Consider the following 18,229-nt stretch of genomic DNA (forward strand, 5'->3'; position numbering starts at 1 on the left):
TGACAGGATCAAGCAGAGCCCAGGTGATGGCGATGGAATCAACTCCGGTTTCCGGCACCGAGACCAGAAAGGAAGCAGAGGCTCCTTTGCTCGCCCCCTGTTTTCTCAGTTCAATCGCAGCCGGAATCACCCCACAGGAGCAAAGTGGCAAAGGTATACCGAACAGAGCAGCTTTCAGAACTGAAGAGGTACTGTTCTTTCCGAGGTGCTTTGCCACCATTTGTTCTGGAAGATAGGCCTTGAGAATACCTGCGGCGAAGAAACCGAACAGAACATATGGGGCGGATTCTACCAGGACTTCCCAGGACTCAAAAAATACACCGATAAAAAGATCTACCATTACGCCTTCTTTTCAACAGCGTAGTTGAGACCTTCAAGAAGCATCTGCTGAACTGAATTTTTTGCAAGACTGTAATAGACCATCTTGCCTTTTTTGCGTGATTGAACCAGCCCGCTGATACGCAGTAGCTTAAGCTGATGGGAAATGGCTGACGGTGTGGAGTCGAGCATCGCGGCGAGATCACAAACGCACATCTCGCAGGTCCGTAAAGAGAGCATGATTTTAAGCCGGGACGGCTCCCCCAGCAGTTTATAGACAGTGGCTAGCTGTTCAATTGTCGCAAGCTGTGGCATCTGCTGCTGAGCTGCCGCGACACACTCTTCGTGGATAAGGTTAACTTGACAAATTTCCTGGTTCATGGCACATCCATATATGAATAGGTATTCAAGCGTTAAAATATAAATTAGGGATTTCGGCATAAAATGTCAATACCGGACCACAACAACCCCATACCTCCAAATCGCCAAGACAAGCGGTTTTTATCTATACCGGCACTCGGCTTTATCCTGGCCAGCCTGCTACTGGCTTCTGTCTTGGCTATCGTCACCTGGCACAATTTGGATCGTGAAGAGCAATTCATGGAAGGGTTCCTGCTCAAACAAGCAGAGACACTGATCAGGGCCTTCGAGGCTGGAGCCAGGACCTCGATGATGATGGGCCCACGTGGTGGCAACCTGGAAACCCTGGTGACAGAAACCGCCCGCGAGGAAACTATCGCCTACATTTTCATCCAGGATGAAAAAGGACATCCTGTTGCTAACGCTGGGAATCTTCCTGAGCCTGAAAGCTTACCTCCGGCGTCAAAGGTTTTGAGTGCAGATCAGCCGCAAGCAAGGTTCTTGAGGGATCAGTCGGGGCAGCGGATCTATGAAATAGCCAAAGAGTTCAGTCCGCTGACCATGATGCCGCGGCGAATGGAGATGATGCCCCGCTGGCGGAATTGGCGTGGGATGCAGGGGAATAGTGACCGTAACGAACACAGACAAATCATTTATCTGGGGCTCTACACCGAAGATTTCGATGCTGCTCGTGCGGAGGATGTCAAACAGAGCCTGATTTTACTGGGTATTTTATTTTTGCTTAGTTCTGGTGGTCTGTATGCCCTGTTCCTGTCGCACAAATCCCAGGTGACCAAGGCCGCGCTTGAGAACATGGAGCTATACACCGACAATGTGATCCACAGCATGCCTGCCGGGCTGATCAGTATCGACACGGAACGTCGTATCGTCACAGCCAACAGTACCGCCTTAGAGATCTTCGCTCGCAGTGAGACCGACATGCGGGGCAAGACCCTGCAACAATTGATGGGGACGGAAGAATGCTCCCTCGCTCCTCTGCTCCGCGCCGGAAAAGAATTTATCGACCAGCCAATTGATTGCCTGAGGCAGGATGGCGAAACGGTTCCTCTGAAGGTCAGTGCATCCAATTTGCGTGACCGGGAAGGAGATTTGCGTGGGATGGTCTTGATTCTACGCGACCAACGAGAGATCAAGGCGATGGAAGATGCCTTGGAGCGTTCTCGCCGCCATGCGGCGCTCGGGCAGATGGCTGCCGGAGTAGCCCATGAGATCCGCAACCCGCTCGGCACCCTGCGTGGTTTCGCCCAGTATTTTTCGCGCAACGCGAAACTGGATGACCAAGCGAAAGAATACGCCGACCTGATGGTTGGCGAGGTGGATCGGCTCAACCGTACAGTCTCCGCCCTGCTGCAATTCTCCCGGCCGCGTGACCCCGAAATAATCAAAATTGACTTCAGCACTATCGCCCAGAAGAGCCTGACCTTCGTCCAGGAGGAAGCCGATAACAAGCAGATTGACCTGAAGCTGCAGCATCTGGAACCGGGCTCCAACCTGTACGCAGACCCAGACTTGCTACAGCAGGTTCTGCTTAACTTGCTACAAAACAGCATAGCTGCATCCGATACCGGTGGCAGTATTACCCTCGGCGGAAAAATATCTGAAGAGATTCACCTGTGGGTACAAGATACCGGCAAGGGTATCTCCCAGGAAGAGCAGGCGAAAATGTTCAATCCTTTCTATACCACCAAGAAGGATGGCACTGGCCTTGGTCTTGCTGTTGTTCAGCAGATCGTCGAACAGCATCATGGCCGTATTGAGGTTAATAGTCAGCCCGGCCAAGGAACCTGCATCACCATTATCCTGCCACGACGGGAGGAGCAAGCATGAATCAAACTAAGAAAACCCTACTGCTGGTTGACGACGATAGTGCTCACCGCACCATGCTGAAAGCCCACCTCGGCAGCGAAGGTTACGAGATCATTGAAGCAGTTGATGGCGATGTCGCAGTTCATTTGGCCAGAGAGAGGCATGTCGACCTGGTGCTGCTGGACCTAAAAATGCAGCGGATGGACGGATTAGAGGCTCTGGCAGAGATCCACAAACACAAGCCGGAACTAACAGTGATCATTATTACCGCCTTTTCTTCTGTCGAAAATGCCGTGGAAGCGATGAAACAAGGCGCTTTCGACTATGTCACTAAACCAGTCGACAGTGATGCTCTAAGCCTGACGGTTAAACGGGCTCTTGATTTCAAGAGTCTGCAGCAGGAGAACAGCACCCTTAAACAGCGACTGGGCGAAAAGTTCGATCTGGGTAACCTGATCGGCAGCAGCCAGCCGATGCAAGAGTTGGCCGAAACCCTGGCGCTGGTTGCGCCAGCAGATGCCACCGTTCTGATTACCGGCGAATCCGGAACCGGCAAGGAACTGGTCGCCGGGGCGGTCCACCACAACAGTCAACGTAAGGATGCTCCCTTTATCAAGGTCAACTGTGCCGCGCTGCATGAAAACCTACTGGAAAGCGAACTGTTCGGGCATGAGAAAGGCGCTTTTACCGGTGCCGCTGAACAGCGTAAAGGGCGCTTTGAACTGGCCGACAAGGGAACCCTTTTTCTCGATGAGATCGGCGACATGAGTCTGACCACCCAGGCGAAAATTCTGCGTGTGCTGCAGGAAGGCGAATTCGAACGGCTCGGCGGAGCAAAGACCATCAAGGTCGACGTCCGCATGCTCGCCGCAACTCACAAGAACCTGGAACAGATGGCTGAAGAAGGAAGCTTTCGGCAGGATCTTTTCTTCCGTCTCAGCGTTGTACCGCTGCACCTGCCCCCTTTGCGGGAGCGACCGATGGACATCCCGGCTCTGGCAGAGCATTTCCTTAAGCGTTATTGCGACAAGAACCGCAAAGACATCCGCAGCTTTGAATCGGAAGCGCTGGAAGCCCTGCTGGCCTATGCCTGGCCGGGGAATATCCGCGAACTGGAAAATGCCATTGAGCGAGCGGTGATCCTCTGCCTAGAAGAACAGATTTTACTTCAGCACCTGCCTGTGCAGGTTCGTCAGTCCTATGCTGACAACAGCGAGCGTCCCTTTGCCATCCGCCCCGGCCTGACCCTGAAAGACATGGAGAAGGAGTTGATCCTCTCCACCCTGCGCCAGACCGATAACAACCGCACCCGTGCGGCCGAAATCCTCGGCATTACGCGCCAGACCCTGCAGAACAAACTCAAGGAATACGGCCTGACCTGACACTGTCAAAACTTTTGACAATGGTCTTCTTTGAGCCTGTATAAACAGTAAAAATATTTACCGCCTTCATCCCCCTCCAAAAGCAACAGCTCTGCATTTACAATAACTTACAGTTTTGGCACCAGCATTGCTCTTTATCTGGGTAACGATCACGAAAAGGAGAGCATCATGCTGAAAACTGTTTTGTTACTTACTGTTCTGGTGGGAAGCCTGTTCCTGCTGTCCGGCTGCGGCCCTTGGGGCCACTGGGGTGGACATGGGCACGGTAACTCATCATCAAACGCTGACAACTCGCATACCCACTACCGGGGTTGCGGACATTCGAAATTCTAGGAGGAAAAAATATGTTTTGTGGTCCAGGTTCCGCATGGAGCGGATGGCACATGGGCGGCTGGTTTATGCCGGGGTTCTTTATGGTCATCATTGTTGCCGTCATCATCTGGCTGATTTTCAGACGCCAACCAGCCCCAGTTCCTCAGGCGCTTAGTTGCCCGAAATGTTCCGGGGCGATTCATGCAAGCTACTTCCGTTGTCCTCATTGCGGCGACACACTCAAGCACAATTGTCCGAACTGCAGCCGGATTATCGAACACGACTGGTCGTACTGCCCATACTGCAACGAGAACCAGTCAACAAATGTTGAAGCAACCAGTTCTAGTTAAGTCTCATATCCACAAAAAAGGAGAACGATCATGATCAACACAACAGCGAAACAAAAAATCCTTATTTTTTCTCTTATTGTCGGTTTTCTGGCAATCGCTTCCACGAGCTTTGCAAGCTGGAATTGTCGCGGCGGATATGGCCCCGGTTCGACCTATTCAAGTGCGAACCTAACCACCGAACAGCAACAAAAATTGGATGTAGTAAAAGAAAAGTATTCTGGGCAACTGGATGAGCTACAAGCCTCCCTTAACAGCAAGACTGAAGAATATCGCTCTGCCAGTGCAAACGACAGCACCACAGTTGGCGCTTTGCGGAACCTGGAAACAGAAATTGTCGATCTGGAGAAGCAGTACTGGTCCTTGCTGGACAAAGCTAACAAAGAAGCTGGCGGGTTTATTGCTGGTGGAAATGGCTCATGGTTCCGCTGTGGCTACAACGGCTGTGACCATCAAAGCCACAGGGCCCGGATGGGACAAGGCCACCAAATGGGGTCGGGACACATGAGCCGCATGGCTGGCCACATGGGTGGTTGCTGGCGGAATTAGCAACCAAGGAATGATTCAATTTTAGAAGCGGCCTCCTGATAGCAGGTGGGCCGCTTTTTTTGACAAACAACAATCTCAATTATTTGAAGATCATAGAGGGCCAGTAGAGGCTTTGTCCCTTTACAAAAATTGCCAAATTTCTTTTGAAATGGAATTTTAGGCCAGATCGGCCGTTTTTCATATATAGGTACATTTGGTTGCAATCATTCTCTGATATCCAGAGGCACTTCTCTGTTTCAAGATTTTAGAAGTTCGGCAGCAGGGGGCGAATCTAGTGTTACATTGAGAGCTATTTTGGAGGGACCAGTCTGGGGGGACTGGGTGCGTTACATTGAGAGCTTTTCTCTTTCAGTTTTTCCATTTTCTAATTTTGTATAAACCTTATAATAATGGGCTTAAAAACAATAAAAAATATCCCCAATTTAATATTCAGCAATAAGCAAAGAAGTCTTACCGTAATATGTCGAAACAAAGTGTTACATCTAGGGCTTTTGGGGACGGTCAGATCTGGGGGGACTGGGTACGTTACATCTAGAGCTTTTTATCCCCGGTTTTTCTGTTTTCTAATTTTGCATAAACTGTGAATTTGACTTAATAGAAGCCTCTGCGAATGATCCAAATTTCCAATTCAAATTCCAACCAGCTAACCTAGCTTTAAAGCAAGATCCTTGGCTTTGAGGTGAGTATACCTCTTGAGCTGCTGGAGAGTTTTATGGCCAGAAATGCTTGCTACTTCCATGATGCCAAGCCCTTTCTCAAAGAGCCTAGATAGGGCCTCGTGGCGCAGGTCATGCCAGCGCAAATCTTGAATATCAAGTGCATTGCACGTCTCTCTAAACTTTCTACTTACATCGTCCTTACTAATGCTAAAAACGTTTCCATCAATACGCCTTGGAAGTTTCTTCAAAGCAGAAACCGCTGTAGTTGATAGTGGAATATCTCTAGCTTCACCATTTTTAGTTTTCGGAAGGTGAATTACCCTGCTCTCCAGATCAATGTGCTCCCATCTATATCTCAGTAGTTCGCCTCTTCGAACTCCAGTTTCCAATGCTAAAACGAATAAGGTGTTCATCTCTCGGTCTAAAGCACGAGAAAGTTTTTCCTCCTCTCCAGGCAACAACCTGCGATTTCTTCCTCCGGGGAGTTTTGGGCGGGACACATCAGAAACGGGATTTTTAATAGACTCAAATCCAAATTCTTTACGAGCAATATTGAATACATTGGAAAGAAGAATCAGTTCGTTGTTTACCGTATATGGACTGAGACCGTCCGATAATCGCTTGTCTCGATACTTTGCGATGTCGGTGCTCCTGATCCTAGACATAAACCGTTTTGCTAGACCGGTTTTTTTGAGATGCTTGATTCGATTTCGCTCTTGCTCTGCACCTTCTTTATTGGGGGTCACTTCTTCACAATAGCGATCTAACACCTCTTCCAGGGTATTTGTCTCGGCTTCTTTTCGAGAGACAAATAATCCGTCATCCATCTCAGACTCCATCTTGCGAGCCCATCGAGCAGCTTCTTCTTTAGTTTCAAAGGTCTTCGTTTGCGTTGGCCATCCTTTTTTTCTGATTCTCACCTGCCACTGATATTGTCCCCGTTTTAAGATTGATGCCACAGAGCTCCTCCTATCTGAGATTAGAAAATTCTGTGGATCAATAATGACGCAAAACGGGTGGATTGTGCTAGACGTAAAAAACAAGGGGTTGCAAAAAAAATTGCAACCCCTTGTTTTTATTAATTGGCGGAGGCAGATGGGAATCGAACCCACCCGGGAAGGGATACTCCCCACATCGGTTTTGAAGACCGTGAGCATCACCAGAACGCTAGCTGCCTCCGTTGTTGGTGATATTTGGCGATCTTAACTTTTCAACTCAAGTTTCGCAACCAGAAAATCAGCAATGGCAGCAGGACTGTTCAGGTCGAGCTGCGGAACGTCGATATCGAGTTCGCTGTCTGTAGCGACGGCAATCAAGCTATCGTCTTTGCTTTGTCCGCGGGTGATAAGGTTGTTGCCATGCTCGCGGCGATGAACCTCTATTTTTGGCAGTCCAAGCTTTTTAAAACCTTCAACCAGAACGATATCGACATCAGGAAAATAGTCCTCGACAAGCTCGCTGATTTCAGGTGTTTGCTGGTGTTGTTTGACAAGCGCCAGCTTGCTGCTGGAGCTGATCAGCATGCTGTCGGCACCAGATTCGGTAAAGCGATAGCTATCTTTACCCGGGTGGTCTATTTCAAACTTGTGGGCATCGTGCTTTATCGCCCCAACCTTGTAGCCACGGCTTTTCAACTCGCTGATCAGCTTGGTGACCAAGGTGGTTTTGCCGGTGCCGGAACGGGCGATAAAAGAAACGGCCGGGGGAGGTGTCTGGCTCATGAATCAATACCCCAATGCGGTCGCAGCGCCGAGCAGATGAATATCCAAGGAGTCGCCTGCTGCGTAATAGTCGCGATCGGGCGCGAGCAGGGCGATAGCCTGGGCGTCGATCATGGTGCGCAGGATCCCGGTGTTCTGGTCGCCGGCACTGGCGATCATCAGCTCCCCCTCGTCGTTCAGCTCCACGGCCACCCGCATCAACTGCAAACGATCATACTTTTTCTTCACGGGCTCCTGCAGTCTGGCTTTGAGCAACGGTTTATAAAGCGTGCGGTGGCCCATCATTTTGAGCAAGGCAGGGCGAACGAACTCTTCAAAGGTGATCATGGTCGACACCGGGTTTCCGGGCAGGGAAAAGACCGGGGTGTCACCACGCATACCGAAGGCGGTCGGTTTTCCCGGTTTGATGTTGATTTTCCAGAACTTCTGCTCGACACCCAGCTCTTCCAATACTTCGCGCACGTAATCACGATCGCCGGCAGAAACTCCGGCTGAAGTAATCAGCACGTCGGCCTGCAGCCCATCGCGCATCTTCTCGCGCAGACTTTCTATGTTGTCGCGAGCGATACCGAGCATCAGCGGTTCGGCGCCGATTTCACGCAGTGCGGCAGCAAGCGCCCAGGAATTGCTGTTGATGATACCACCCTCGAAGCGCAGCTCATCCAGCTCCTGCAACTCATCACCGGTGGAAAGGATCGCCACGCGCACACGCCGACAAACCTTGACCATCGACATGCCGAAGGAGGCGAGCAGGCTGATCTCGGCCGGGCGTAAAACGGTTCCGGCATCGATGATTTTATCGCCGGGCTTGATATCCTCACCCTTCCAGCGGATATGATCGCCCTTTTTCACCCGACCAAGGATGGTCACCTTGTCTTTTCCCTCTTCGGTCTCTTCGAAAGGAACAATGGCATCAGCCCCCGGCGGAACCGGCGCGCCCGTCATAATCTTGACCGCGGTACCCGGCTCGACCCGGCAATCGATTTTGCCCCCGGCGGGGATGTAGCCCTGCACCGGCAGAATCACTCCGGACTCACAATCTTCCGCGCGCACGGCATAACCGTCCATCGCCGAGTTGTCGAACAACGGCAGCGGTTGGTTGGCAACGATATCTTCCGCGACCGCGCGGCCGGCAGCATCGAGCAGGGAAACCTTTTCGATCGCCAGCGGTTGAACCGATTCAACGATCAAATTTCTGGCTTGATAATATGTATACATCAGCCTCTTCCTTTTCCTGACATCATCTTTGTTGCAGAACATTCAGTCCCAGATTCACCAGCAGGGCCACCGTCAGCAGGACAATTCCCAGCGCCAGACCAAAAGCAAACTCACCTTTACTGGTCTCCAGTGCAATGGCGGTGGTCATGGTGCGGGTACTGTTGCGGATATTGCCACCGAGCATCATCGCCACCCCGACTTCGGCGATGACTCGGCCAAAACCGGCGATGACCGCTGCCATGACACCGAAACGGATTTCGCGCAACAGCTGATGGGCCGCCTGAAACCGCGAGGCGCCAAGGGTCAGCGCGGTGTTGATGATACGGTTGTCGGCTCCGCTGACTGCCGTCAGCACCAGGTTGGCAACGATCGGCGTGGCAAGAACCACCTGGCCACAAATCATCGCCCAGGGAGTAAACAGCAATCCGAGCGGTCCGAGCGGCCCCTGGCGACTGAACAGGCCGAACAACAGCAGACCGACCACCACTGTCGGCAGCGCCATCAGGGTGTTCAGCAGGGTGATCAGCAGTTGACGCCCCCTGAACTGACTCAAGCCCAGCCACAGGCCGACCGGCACACCGAGAAAACCAGCAATGACAATTGCCGTGCTGGAGGTGTAAAGGGAGGTCCAGACTGTCATCCGGACCTCCCGGTCGAAACTGAAGATCAGCTCAATCGCGGTAACGAAAGAGTCGCCTAAATAACCCAAGCGAAGACCCTATTTTTCAACATAAAACAGCTGCTTGCCACCTTTGCGGAATCCGGTGATCAGCTTTTTTGCCTCGTCGGAAACCAGGTAGTCGAGGAACTTCTTCGCCAGATCCTTTTTCACGTGCGGGTGTTTGGCCGGGTTAACCATGATGGCACCATAAGGATTGAAAAGGCCTGCATCGCCTTCCAGAACAATCTTCAACGGAGTCTTCTCCGAATAAGCGATGTAGGTACCGCGGTCGCTCAGGGTGTAGCCCTGACGCTCACCGGCCATGACAATGACTTCTCCCATGCCGCGACCTGCCTCCAGGTACCAGTCGCCAGCCGGGGTTACTCCGGCCTTTTTCCACAGCTGCTTTTCACGCGAATGGGTGCCGGAATCATCGCCACGGGAAACGAACGTGCTTTTACTGTCAGCAATCCCGGCCATGCCAGCAGCGGCATCGGTACAGCCTTTTAGCTCTGCCGGATCGCTTTCCGGGCCGAGGATGACAAAATCGTTGTACATGATGTCGCGACGATCGATACCGTAACCCTCGTTGACGAACTTATCTTCCTTGCTGCGGGCATGCACCATGATGACATCGACGTCACCGGTTTCACCCAGCTTGATCGCTTTACCGGTGCCAACAGCAATGACGTCAACGACACAATCGTTCGCCTTTTCAAACGGCGGCAGAAGTTCGGCCAGCAGGCCGGAGTTCTCGGTTGAGGTGGTGGTCGCCAAGCGCAACCGCTCTGCGGCGATAGCGCTGGTCGCCAGGGCAATCAGGCAACTCAGAATGACAACAATACGCAATGCTTTCATCTTTTCTGTTCCTCCAAAAAAAGTGCGAAAAAGCCTCCTAAGAGGCATAGGCAGCAACATCCGATATGTGCTGCGAAACTCCTTTCCAAACACGGGAGGCAGTGCCGTTTCCAGCACTACCCTTAGCCTGGATCAGTGGCTGGTCGGTGAAAAAGGAGTGTAAGTGCTTGTCGTGAATGAGTTTGCAAAAAATGTGAGTCGCACCATAGGTTCGGCGGTCATTTTTTGTGAACTCAGACGCGGCAATGACTTGCACTTATATTCATCGATCCATTCGCTGATTCAGGTACAGGCTCCGGCACCACGGTTACAACCGACAGGGGCAAAAGCTCGGAGATATAAATACTATCTGAACCCTCAGCTCTTCAGCGCGTTCATACGACTTTCAATTCCGGCGTTACTGCAGGCGCATCTATCAGTTTTCCACGCGCCATCTGGACCACTTCGCCGCCGATCCTCTCCGCCTGACCACTGTCATGACTGGCAATGACAACCGTCATTCCCTGTTGTGGCAGACTGACGAGAAATTTTTCCAGCACCCCAACCTGGCCAATATCAAGATTGGCGGTCGGCTCATCGAGCAACAATAATTTCGGCTGTAGGCAAAGAGCACGAGCCAAAGCGACACGGCGGCTCTCGCCTCCCGACAGTTCTTTCGCCCGACGCTTCTGAAAACCGGAAAGACCAACAACTGCCAGTGCCTGATCGATTTTCTGCCGCAGCCGGTCCCCATGGATGCCACGCAGTTTCAGCCCGAAAGCCAGATTTTTCTCAACGCTGCCGGCAAACAAAAAAGGGTTCTGATCAAGCAGAGTGATTTTCTGCCGCAGCGCCTGAAGTCGTTCAGCCCGCCAGGCAATCGGCTCACCGGCAAAACAGATTTCACCACGCTGGGGCTGTTGCAATAAAGCCAGCAGGCGCAGCAGAGTACTTTTGCCGGAACCATTCTCACCACGCAGCACGTATAACTGTCCCCTCTGCAGAGTCAGTTGCGGCACTTGCAGTTCAAAATCGCCCTGCAGCATGCTGATGTTGTTCAGTTCGAGAAGCGCCATAAACGTATACAATCCACAAAAAAAGCTTCCTCCGATTGGAGGAAGCTCTGAAAAAACACCAGTGACGGCCTGCCGCCGCTGGTTTTAACAGAATCCCCTTTCCAATCCGGGAGGCAGGGTCGTTTCCAACCGCACCCATAGACCGACCGCCGTGAGGTTAACCTGTTAGGCGGGACGGTTCGGAGACAATCTCTTTAATTGTTATCGTTGCCGCGTTTCAGCGGCAATTCAATCTCGTACTCATCGACCAGTGTACCACGCAGGCGGAAATAATCTTCCGGGGTGTTGATGTTCTGAAAGCTTTTTTCCTGCGGGTCGTGCTGGCGGACGACAGACGCCGGCAACTCTACCAGTTTCACTTGATCGAAGAAAAGCAAAATACGCTTTAAACCCGCATCAAGCACCCTCTCCATCGCCGGCAGGCAGGCTTTGCTGTAGAGCGCATGTAAAGGCTCGTGGCCACTGCTGCTGTGAGGAATGACCAGGTCGCCTTCAGCCGCATGGGAACAGATCTCACGCACAACAGCCGGGCTGATAAAGGGCATGTCGCAGCCGACAACAAAAATTTTCTCGCTTTTCGCATGCGCCAGGCCGGAATGAACCCCGGCCAGCGAACCTTGCGCATAATAAATATCGGGCACTTTGCGACAGGGGATCTCATTGTAGAGATCGGGTGAGTTGGTGACGATGACCACCTCGTCGAACAGGCTCGCCATGCGCTGATAAACATGATCGATAAAACGCGCGCCGGCAACCGGCAACAACGACTTGTCACTGCCCATACGACGGCTCTCACCTCCAGCGAGGATGACGCCGGTGACGCCGGTGATCCGCTCGCTGTTGTTGTTCAGACGCAACTGCTGCGAATGGCTGTAAACTTCCATGTTGCCACCGCGGACGTAACCGACCAGGGTGATGCCCGCCTGCTCACAGAGCTGGATCGCTTTATCGGTCGGCGAAGTGCGGGTGGCCAACAGACCGATACCGAGGCGCGCCGCTTTGGCGACCATCTCGGTGGAAACCCGGCCGGAAGTGACCAGCATCTTGTCCTGCAGATTGATACCACGGAACAGCGCCTCGCCAGCAACCCGATCGAGAGTGTTGTGGCGGCCGATATCCTCGGCGTGCAGCATCAAAACACCATCGCGATCTCCGATGGCGGCAGAGTGGATACCGCCGTGGCTGCGGTACTGCTCCGTCAGGTCATTCAGTTCTTTCATCAGTCGCAACAGGCTTTCGCTGTCGTAATGTCGCGGCCGCTGCTTACCTTCGCTGAGCAATTGATCCGGTAGGTTGTAAGCGATACCGGTCCCGCAACCGGAGGTCAGGGTCGGCTGCAGGCGCTCCGGCAGCTCACCATTCAGACGCACTTCGGCCAGGCCGAAATCGGAGCAGACGCCGAGCGACTGAATCTCATCGAGGGATGAGATAAAGCCTTGCAGACGGAAAAAACCGATCAACAGAAAATTGAGTTTGTGCGGGGAACAGACCAGTGTCGCCAGTTCCTTGCCGTTGACGCGCAGACGCAAGGGGTATTCTTCGACCACCGGGCGCTGCAGATGTTCACTGCGGCCCTGGCTGACACGGATAATTTTATGTGCGGCTGACTCTTGCATGATTTCGCCCTATCAATTGAACCCCCGACTCAGAAAATGGCTTGCGCCGATCGTTCGCTGCTTCGGGGTAAAGTCAGATGTTTCTCTCGTTTTACTACAATTTCAAACTTACTGTCGCCGCCCGTGTGGACGGCGACAGCATTTTGACAGCCTAGCTAAGCTCGGAAGCGGCGCTGCCTTCCGGCAGAACTTCTTTCTGCTCTTTTTCCTGCTTCGGCTTACCGTCATCAATCTTGTGGAAAGAATCGGGGATCGTGTAATCGACAGTCTCCGGATGGTGCTCGAAGATCGGGAAGTACTTGGCGATCAGCACGAAGAACAGAATGTGACCGGCAATAATACCGATAGTCACCAGCGACTCGATGATCGACGGGTAGTACATGTGATTCGGGTCCATCATGCCGAACATCGAAACGTTGAAACGGTTGAGGACCAGGCCGAAGATCACCAGCAGGGCGGCGATCACGCGGCGGCGATCGTCGTTACGTACCGAGTTACTGGTGAACATCAAAAACGGCAGGATGAAACCGATGCCGAGTTCCAGGAAGAACAGCAGAGTAAATACCGGTACATCAAAGAACGGCCCTTCCGACAGCGCCATCAGGGTGTAGACGCGCAGGAAGATGTAGAAGCCGAGAGTGTAAGGCAGAATCTTCGCCAGGGTACGCAGCAGCACGCCCTCGTTCGGCTGGCCCATCCACTTGTGACAAGCGGTCGCCTCGACGATGATGATGCACATACCACAGCAGATCGCGCTGACCCAGAACAGCAGCGGCAACAATGGATTGTACCAGAGGCTGTGCAGCTTATCGACGGCGATCAGGAAGAAGGTGCCGAGGGACGACTGGTGCAGGGTCGAAATTGCTGCAGCCAGTATAACCAGCGGCATCTCCAGCCAACGCAGGATGCGCAGCGGAATGTGCCAACCGAATTTCTCCGCCACCGGCGAGAGGAATTCGAGGAACAGCACCGTAGTGTAAGCCATAACACACATGGCAACCTCGAACATCGGCGAGTGCAGGTTCCAGTAACGCAGAACGTGCCAGCCTTTGTGCGGCTGCCCCAGGTCAAGCACCAGGCCGACGCAGACCAGCGAGTAACCGAGGAAACCGGTGACGATCGCCGGGCGAACCAGCGGCTCGAGCTTCTTGATGTTGAAGCAGTGGACAATAGCGCCGAGGGTAAATGCCCCGGCTGCCAGCGGCACCGCAGTAACAACGTCGAAAGAAATCCACAAACCCCAGGGGTAAGTGTCATCCATGTTGGTGGTTGCTCCCAGCCCGAAGACGAAACGGGCGAGGGAGGCGACGGCGGCCAAAACCACCAGGAAAATCATGAACTTGACAAAGGCGTGATAGCCTTTAATCTCTTTTGCAACAGCGCGTACAGCAGTCATCGTTAGTCCTCCTTCTCATCAGCAGGAGTATCGACCTGCTCGGCATCTTCTTGTTCATTCTTCAAGCGGTCACGACGGTGGTTGATCCAGGAGAGCGCTGAGAGGCTACCGCCAACGGTGAGGAAGGCAGCCGGAACGAAGCGCAGTGCCTGCCAGGTGTATTCCGGCAGCGGGCGCAGGGTGACCTTCTTGAAGCCGAGTTCGTCGAAGGGCAGGCTGGTCAGGTAGATGACCGAGGTACCACCCGCTTCTTCTTTACCGTAGATCTTGCGGATGTACTTGTCCGGATGCTTGGCGACGCGCTCTTCAGCGATCTTGATCATCTCGTCGCGCGGTCCGTAAGTGATCGCGGTCGGACAGGCAGTCGCACAGGCCGGTTGCAGACCAGCGGTCACCCGATCGTGACAACCGGTACATTTCTTCACCAGCGGCAGACCTTTGCTCCACTCGTACTTGGGAACGCCGAAGGGGCAGGCGATCATGCAGAAACGGCAACCGATGCAACGATCGGCTTTGTAAATGACCGGCCCTTCCGGGGTCTTTTCGAAAGCACCGACCGGACAGACCGAGGCACAAGCCGGATCGTCGCAGTGCATGCACATCTCTTTGTAGAAGGCGAATTCGTTCTGACCGTTCTTCTCGTAGTCACGGAACTTGATGCGGGTAAAAGTGTACTCCGACATCGCTGGCGGGTTCTGGTACCCCTCGCCGCTGAAGAACTCGGTGTTTTCAGCTTCCAGCTGGTTCCATTGCTTACAGGCAACCTGACAACCACGACATCCGGTGCACTTGGTCATATCGATCAGGAAGGCATTTTGTTTTGAGGTATCGACTTTACTCATGATTTCAGACCTCCTTTCTCGATATTACAGAGGAAGGCTTTATATTCCGGGATCGTGGTGTTGGCATCACCAACAGCAGTGGTCAGCACGTTAGCGGTGCCGCCGGTGGCCAGGCCGTTGAAGCCGAAGTGCCACGGCATACCAACCTGCTCGACCATTTTGCCGGAAACGCGCAGCGGTTTGATCCGCGAGGTGACCAGGGCACGGGCTTCGATCTTGCCCCGCTCGGTGGTCACAGTGACCATGTCGCCGTTCTTCAGCCCCTTCCAGTCGGCCAGCCCCTGGCTGATCTCGACAAACATGTCGGGAACCAGCTCGACCAGCCAAGGCAGGTTCCGCGTCATGGCGCCAGCCTGCCAGTGTTCGGAAACACGGTAGGTGGTACCGACATAGGGGTACTTGCCACTGTTATCAATTTTACCCGGGATAGCAACAGCAGGGTTGCTCTGCTGCTTGGTCATCAGGTTCCTGACCGGGCTCTCCATCGGCTCATAGTGCTCGGGGAAAGGACCGTCGGCCATACCACCTGCGAACAGGCGACCGTAACCTTCCGGCAGCATGATGAATGGCGACTTGGTGCCATCTTCTTTCATCGGTGCCCAACCACCGTCAGGGACGTCGCCTTCCCATTTGCGGGTGACTTTGTTCCAGCTGATGATCGGCTTGTTCGGGTTCCACGGCTTGCCGTTGAGGTCGACCGAAGCACGGTTGTAAAGAACGCGGCGGTTGACCGGCCAGCACCAGGCCCAATTATGGTAGAAGCCCATACCGGTCGGGTCTTCCTGACCGCGGCGCTGCATCATGTTGCCCTGCTCGGTATAGGAGTTACAGTAGAGCCAGTTACCACTGGTGGTGGAACCGTCAGCCTGCAGGAAGGCGAAGCTCGGAACCTGCTGGCCCTTCTTGAAGGTCTTGCCCTTGATGGTGACATCGCGGGTGAACTGACCGTTACACTCGCGGGCAACCATATCGATGCTCGGCTCGTGACCGTCACCGTAGTTCCAGTCGAGATCAGTGATCGGACCAGGGAAGACGGCTTTTTTGTCTTCGGCGTACATCTTCTTCAGGTTCTTGACCCACTGGTCAACCATGAAGGCATCACTCTCGGCATGACCCGGCGGGTTAACCGCCTTGTAACGCCACTGAGCCCAACGACCGGAGTTGGAGATGGAACCATCTTTTTCTACCGAAGAAGCTGCCGGCAGCAGGAAAACTTCGGTATCGATGGTCTTCGGATCGACGCCGGGGCGTTTCCAGAAAACCGAAGTCTCGGTTTCCCACAGGTCGGCGGCGACCATCCACTTCAGGCCGTCAAGGCCGTCAGCGATAGCGCTGGCATCCGGACCGCCGACGATCGGGTTGGTTCCCATGCAGACCAGACCTTCGAAACCACCGTTCTGGAGCCGCTCCATCAACTTGATGAAGGAGTAGTTGCCGCTGCGCTTCGGCAGGTAGTCGTAACAGAAATCGTTTTGCTCGGTCGCGGCATCACCCCAGTAAGCTTTCAGCAGGCTGGCCATGTACTTCGGAGTATTGCTCCACCAGTTGGCGCTCTGCGGATCGTTGCTCTTCGGCGTCCACTTATCGTTATAGGCTTTGAGGGTCTTGTTGTCGTAAGTCGGGACCTTCAGGTAGCCAGGCAGAATGTGGTAGAGGATCGCGTAGTCGGTCGAGCCCTGAACATTAGCCTCGCCACGCAGCGCGTTGATACCACCACCGGCGATACCGATGTTACCGAGCAGCAGCTGCATCATGGCGTAGGAACGCACGTTCTGGGTACCGTAGGTGTGCTGGGTGGTGCCCATGGCATACATGATTGTTGCCGACTTGCCCGCCTTGCCGGTGGCCGCGAAGGTGCGAATAACTTCCATGTAATCCTGAATCGCGGTACCAGTAATCTCGCAGACCTTCTCCGGGGTGTAGCGAGCGTAGTGCTGCTTCAGCAGCTGGTAGACGGAACGCGGATTCTGCAGGCTGTCATCGCGCTTCGGGTTACCATTGGCGTCCAGCTGGTAAGCCCAGCTCTCTTTGCTGTACTTGAAGTTTTCGGAATCGTAGCCGGAGAACAGACCATCGTCGAACTTGTAGTCGTCACTCACCAGGAATGCTGCGTTGGTGTAGTTGACCACGTATTCTTTGTGGATCAGGTCGTTCTCCAGGATGTAGTTCATCATGCCGCCGATAAAGGCGATGTCGGTACCGGGCCGCAGCTGGGCGTAGGTATCCGCTTTGGACGAAGTACGAGTGTAACGCGGGTCGACGGAGATCAGCTTGGCGCCGTTATCCATCGCCTTTTCCACGTACTTGAAAGAAATCGGGTGGTTCTCTGCCGGGTTTGAACCGATGCACATAATGACATCGGCATGCTGGATATCAATCCAGTGGTTGGTCATTGCTCCACGACCGAACGATGCCGCCAGACCGGCGACAGTAGCGCTGTGTCATATTCGCGCCTGGTGCTCAAGGTAACTGACCCCCATAGCACGAGCAAATTTACCGAGCAGGTAGCACTCTTCGTTATCGAGCGCCGCGGCACCGATCATCGCCATACCTTCGTTGCGGTTAACGGTGTACATTTCGCCGTTGATTTTTTCCTGCTTGACGAAGTTTCGATCGCGGGTGTCTTTCATCCGCTTGGCGATACGCTCCATCGCCCAGTCCCAGGATTTTTCTTCCCACTTGTCGCTCTTTGGCGCGCGATACTGTACCTTGGTCAGGCGACGTTCGTTGTTGGCCACCTGGAACAGCGCGCTCCCCTTGGAGCAGAGCGAGCCCTGGTTGATCGGATGTTCCGGATCGCCTTCGATGTTAACGATCTTACCGTCTTTACGATGCACGATCATACCGCAGCCAACTGCACAGTAAGGGCAGACGGTGGTGCTGGTCTGCAGCCCCTTGGTGCGCAGCGCCGGCTTGTCGACACTCGCCTGGGAAGGCTTGCCGGTCAGGGCGATGGAACCTGCCGCTAAACCGCCGCCTTTAAGAAAATTTCGTCTTGAGACACTCATTCACTTCTCTCCTTGCGTGGATTTTTTGCCATCAAACTTTATGAAAGCTGGCTGCTCTTTGCGCAAGGTATGTACCAATCTGTTTACGAAATTTTTTAAT

At 53.5% G+C, this 18,229-nt stretch carries 16 protein-coding genes, 1 tRNA gene and 2 riboswitches; of the genes, 4 read left to right on the forward strand and 13 right to left on the reverse strand.

All coding sequences use genetic code 11. The features are described 5' to 3' along the window. A partial coding sequence (locus BUB13_RS12155) for a permease (protein WP_208610164.1) occupies positions 1 to 340 on the reverse strand: 340 nt, incomplete at its 3' end. Beyond that, on the reverse strand, positions 340 to 699 hold the full coding sequence (locus BUB13_RS12160) for an ArsR/SmtB family transcription factor (RefSeq protein ID WP_072909044.1): 360 nt from the start codon (positions 697 to 699) through the stop codon (positions 340 to 342). The genes BUB13_RS12160 and BUB13_RS12155, both read right to left, overlap by 1 nt. Before the next feature lie 63 nt (positions 700 to 762). Here BUB13_RS12160 and BUB13_RS12165 point away from each other — a divergent pair, with 63 nt between their 5' ends. The 4 genes from BUB13_RS12165 (at position 763) to BUB13_RS12180 (ending at position 5,095) form a co-directional block, all read left to right on the forward strand. Then, complete coding sequence (locus BUB13_RS12165) at positions 763 to 2,526, forward strand: two-component system sensor histidine kinase NtrB (protein WP_072909045.1); 1,764 nt, start codon at positions 763 to 765, stop codon at positions 2,524 to 2,526. Continuing rightward, positions 2,523 to 3,887 (forward strand): sigma-54-dependent transcriptional regulator, encoded by a 1,365-nt coding sequence (locus BUB13_RS12170; protein WP_072909046.1) that lies wholly within the window; start codon positions 2,523 to 2,525, stop codon positions 3,885 to 3,887. Before BUB13_RS12165 ends, BUB13_RS12170 begins: the two co-directional genes overlap by 4 nt. A 413-nt stretch (positions 3,888 to 4,300) precedes the next feature. Next, complete coding sequence (locus BUB13_RS19530) at positions 4,301 to 4,549, forward strand: double zinc ribbon domain-containing protein (RefSeq protein ID WP_425269185.1); 249 nt, start codon at positions 4,301 to 4,303, stop codon at positions 4,547 to 4,549. A 30-nt stretch (positions 4,550 to 4,579) separates the two neighbouring features. Next, positions 4,580 to 5,095 carry a hypothetical protein gene (locus tag BUB13_RS12180; protein WP_072909048.1) on the forward strand — a complete coding sequence of 172 codons (516 nt, stop codon included), beginning with the start codon at positions 4,580 to 4,582 and terminating at the stop codon, positions 5,093 to 5,095. Positions 5,096 to 5,738: 643 nt separating this feature from the next. Here BUB13_RS12180 and BUB13_RS12185 read toward each other — a convergent pair. From BUB13_RS12185 to fdnG, 11 genes are all read right to left on the reverse strand, one after another. Further along, positions 5,739 to 6,713, reverse strand: a complete 975-nt coding sequence (locus BUB13_RS12185; protein ID WP_072909049.1) for a site-specific integrase — start codon at positions 6,711 to 6,713, stop codon at positions 5,739 to 5,741. Positions 6,714 to 6,837: 124 nt separating this feature from the next. Next, a tRNA-Sec gene (locus BUB13_RS12190) sits at positions 6,838 to 6,933 on the reverse strand. A 23-nt stretch (positions 6,934 to 6,956) separates the two neighbouring features. After that, on the reverse strand, positions 6,957 to 7,475 hold the full coding sequence (gene mobB / locus BUB13_RS12195) for a molybdopterin-guanine dinucleotide biosynthesis protein B (protein ID WP_072909050.1): 519 nt from the start codon (positions 7,473 to 7,475) through the stop codon (positions 6,957 to 6,959). A gap of 3 nt (positions 7,476 to 7,478) precedes the next feature. Then, a complete protein-coding gene (locus BUB13_RS12200; protein WP_072909051.1) occupies positions 7,479 to 8,693 on the reverse strand; it encodes a molybdopterin molybdotransferase MoeA in 1,215 nt (404 codons plus the stop codon). 22 nt (positions 8,694 to 8,715) lie between these two features. Continuing rightward, positions 8,716 to 9,402: an ABC transporter permease gene (locus BUB13_RS12205; protein WP_072909052.1), complete on the reverse strand. Its 687-nt coding sequence runs from the start codon at positions 9,400 to 9,402 to the stop codon at positions 8,716 to 8,718. 9 nt (positions 9,403 to 9,411) lie between these two features. After that, on the reverse strand, positions 9,412 to 10,212 hold the full coding sequence (locus BUB13_RS12210; RefSeq protein WP_072909053.1) for an ABC transporter substrate-binding protein: 801 nt from the start codon (positions 10,210 to 10,212) through the stop codon (positions 9,412 to 9,414). 62 nt (positions 10,213 to 10,274) lie between these two features. Beyond that, a riboswitch (molybdenum cofactor riboswitch) is annotated at positions 10,275 to 10,560 on the reverse strand. Positions 10,561 to 10,586: 26 nt separating this feature from the next. Next, positions 10,587 to 11,267, reverse strand: a complete 681-nt coding sequence (locus tag BUB13_RS12215; protein WP_072909054.1) for an ATP-binding cassette domain-containing protein — start codon at positions 11,265 to 11,267, stop codon at positions 10,587 to 10,589. Positions 11,268 to 11,345: 78 nt separating this feature from the next. Next, positions 11,346 to 11,464, reverse strand: a riboswitch (molybdenum cofactor riboswitch). Beyond that, the gene (gene fdhD / locus BUB13_RS12220; RefSeq protein WP_072909055.1) at positions 11,462 to 12,883 is read right to left on the reverse strand and encodes a formate dehydrogenase accessory sulfurtransferase FdhD; all 1,422 of its coding nucleotides are present in this window, start codon (positions 12,881 to 12,883) and stop codon (positions 11,462 to 11,464) included. (Overlaps the previous riboswitch by 3 nt.) 151 nt (positions 12,884 to 13,034) lie before the next feature. Beyond that, positions 13,035 to 14,279: an NrfD/PsrC family molybdoenzyme membrane anchor subunit gene (gene nrfD, locus BUB13_RS12225; protein WP_084092065.1), complete on the reverse strand. Its 1,245-nt coding sequence runs from the start codon at positions 14,277 to 14,279 to the stop codon at positions 13,035 to 13,037. 2 nt (positions 14,280 to 14,281) lie between these two features. Next, positions 14,282 to 15,121, reverse strand: coding sequence for a 4Fe-4S dicluster domain-containing protein (locus BUB13_RS12230; protein WP_072909056.1), 840 nt, complete (start codon positions 15,119 to 15,121; stop codon positions 14,282 to 14,284). Then, a complete protein-coding gene (fdnG, locus tag BUB13_RS12235; RefSeq protein ID WP_084092067.1) occupies positions 15,118 to 18,129 on the reverse strand; it encodes a formate dehydrogenase-N subunit alpha in 3,012 nt (1,003 codons plus the stop codon). The genes BUB13_RS12230 and fdnG overlap by 4 nt, the downstream gene beginning before the upstream one ends. Positions 18,130 to 18,229: the final 100 nt, after the last annotated feature.

This window comes from Malonomonas rubra DSM 5091 (assembly GCF_900142125.1).
Classification (GTDB): Bacteria; Desulfobacterota; Desulfuromonadia; order Desulfuromonadales; family Geopsychrobacteraceae; genus Malonomonas; species Malonomonas rubra.

Bases quoted from the DNA above. Each gene is read 5' to 3' on its own strand.
- fdhD (WP_072909055.1), bottom strand. From the start codon at position 12,883: ATGCAAGAGTCAGCCGCACATAAAATTATCCGTGTCAGCCAGGGCCGC.
- mobB (WP_072909050.1), bottom strand. From the start codon at position 7,475: ATGAGCCAGACACCTCCCCCGGCCGTTTCTTTTATCGCCCGTTCCGGC.
- nrfD (WP_084092065.1), bottom strand. From the start codon at position 14,279: ATGACTGCTGTACGCGCTGTTGCAAAAGAGATTAAAGGCTATCACGCC.
- BUB13_RS12200 (WP_072909051.1), bottom strand. From the start codon at position 8,693: ATGTATACATATTATCAAGCCAGAAATTTGATCGTTGAATCGGTTCAA.
- BUB13_RS12170 (WP_072909046.1), top strand. From the start codon at position 2,523: ATGAATCAAACTAAGAAAACCCTACTGCTGGTTGACGACGATAGTGCT.
- BUB13_RS12210 (WP_072909053.1), bottom strand. From the start codon at position 10,212: ATGAAAGCATTGCGTATTGTTGTCATTCTGAGTTGCCTGATTGCCCTG.
- BUB13_RS12215 (WP_072909054.1), bottom strand. From the start codon at position 11,267: ATGGCGCTTCTCGAACTGAACAACATCAGCATGCTGCAGGGCGATTTT.
- BUB13_RS19530 (WP_425269185.1), top strand. From the start codon at position 4,301: ATGGTCATCATTGTTGCCGTCATCATCTGGCTGATTTTCAGACGCCAA.
- BUB13_RS12160 (WP_072909044.1), bottom strand. From the start codon at position 699: ATGAACCAGGAAATTTGTCAAGTTAACCTTATCCACGAAGAGTGTGTC.
- BUB13_RS12180 (WP_072909048.1), top strand. From the start codon at position 4,580: ATGATCAACACAACAGCGAAACAAAAAATCCTTATTTTTTCTCTTATT.
- BUB13_RS12230 (WP_072909056.1), bottom strand. From the start codon at position 15,121: ATGAGTAAAGTCGATACCTCAAAACAAAATGCCTTCCTGATCGATATG.
- BUB13_RS12165 (WP_072909045.1), top strand. From the start codon at position 763: ATGTCAATACCGGACCACAACAACCCCATACCTCCAAATCGCCAAGAC.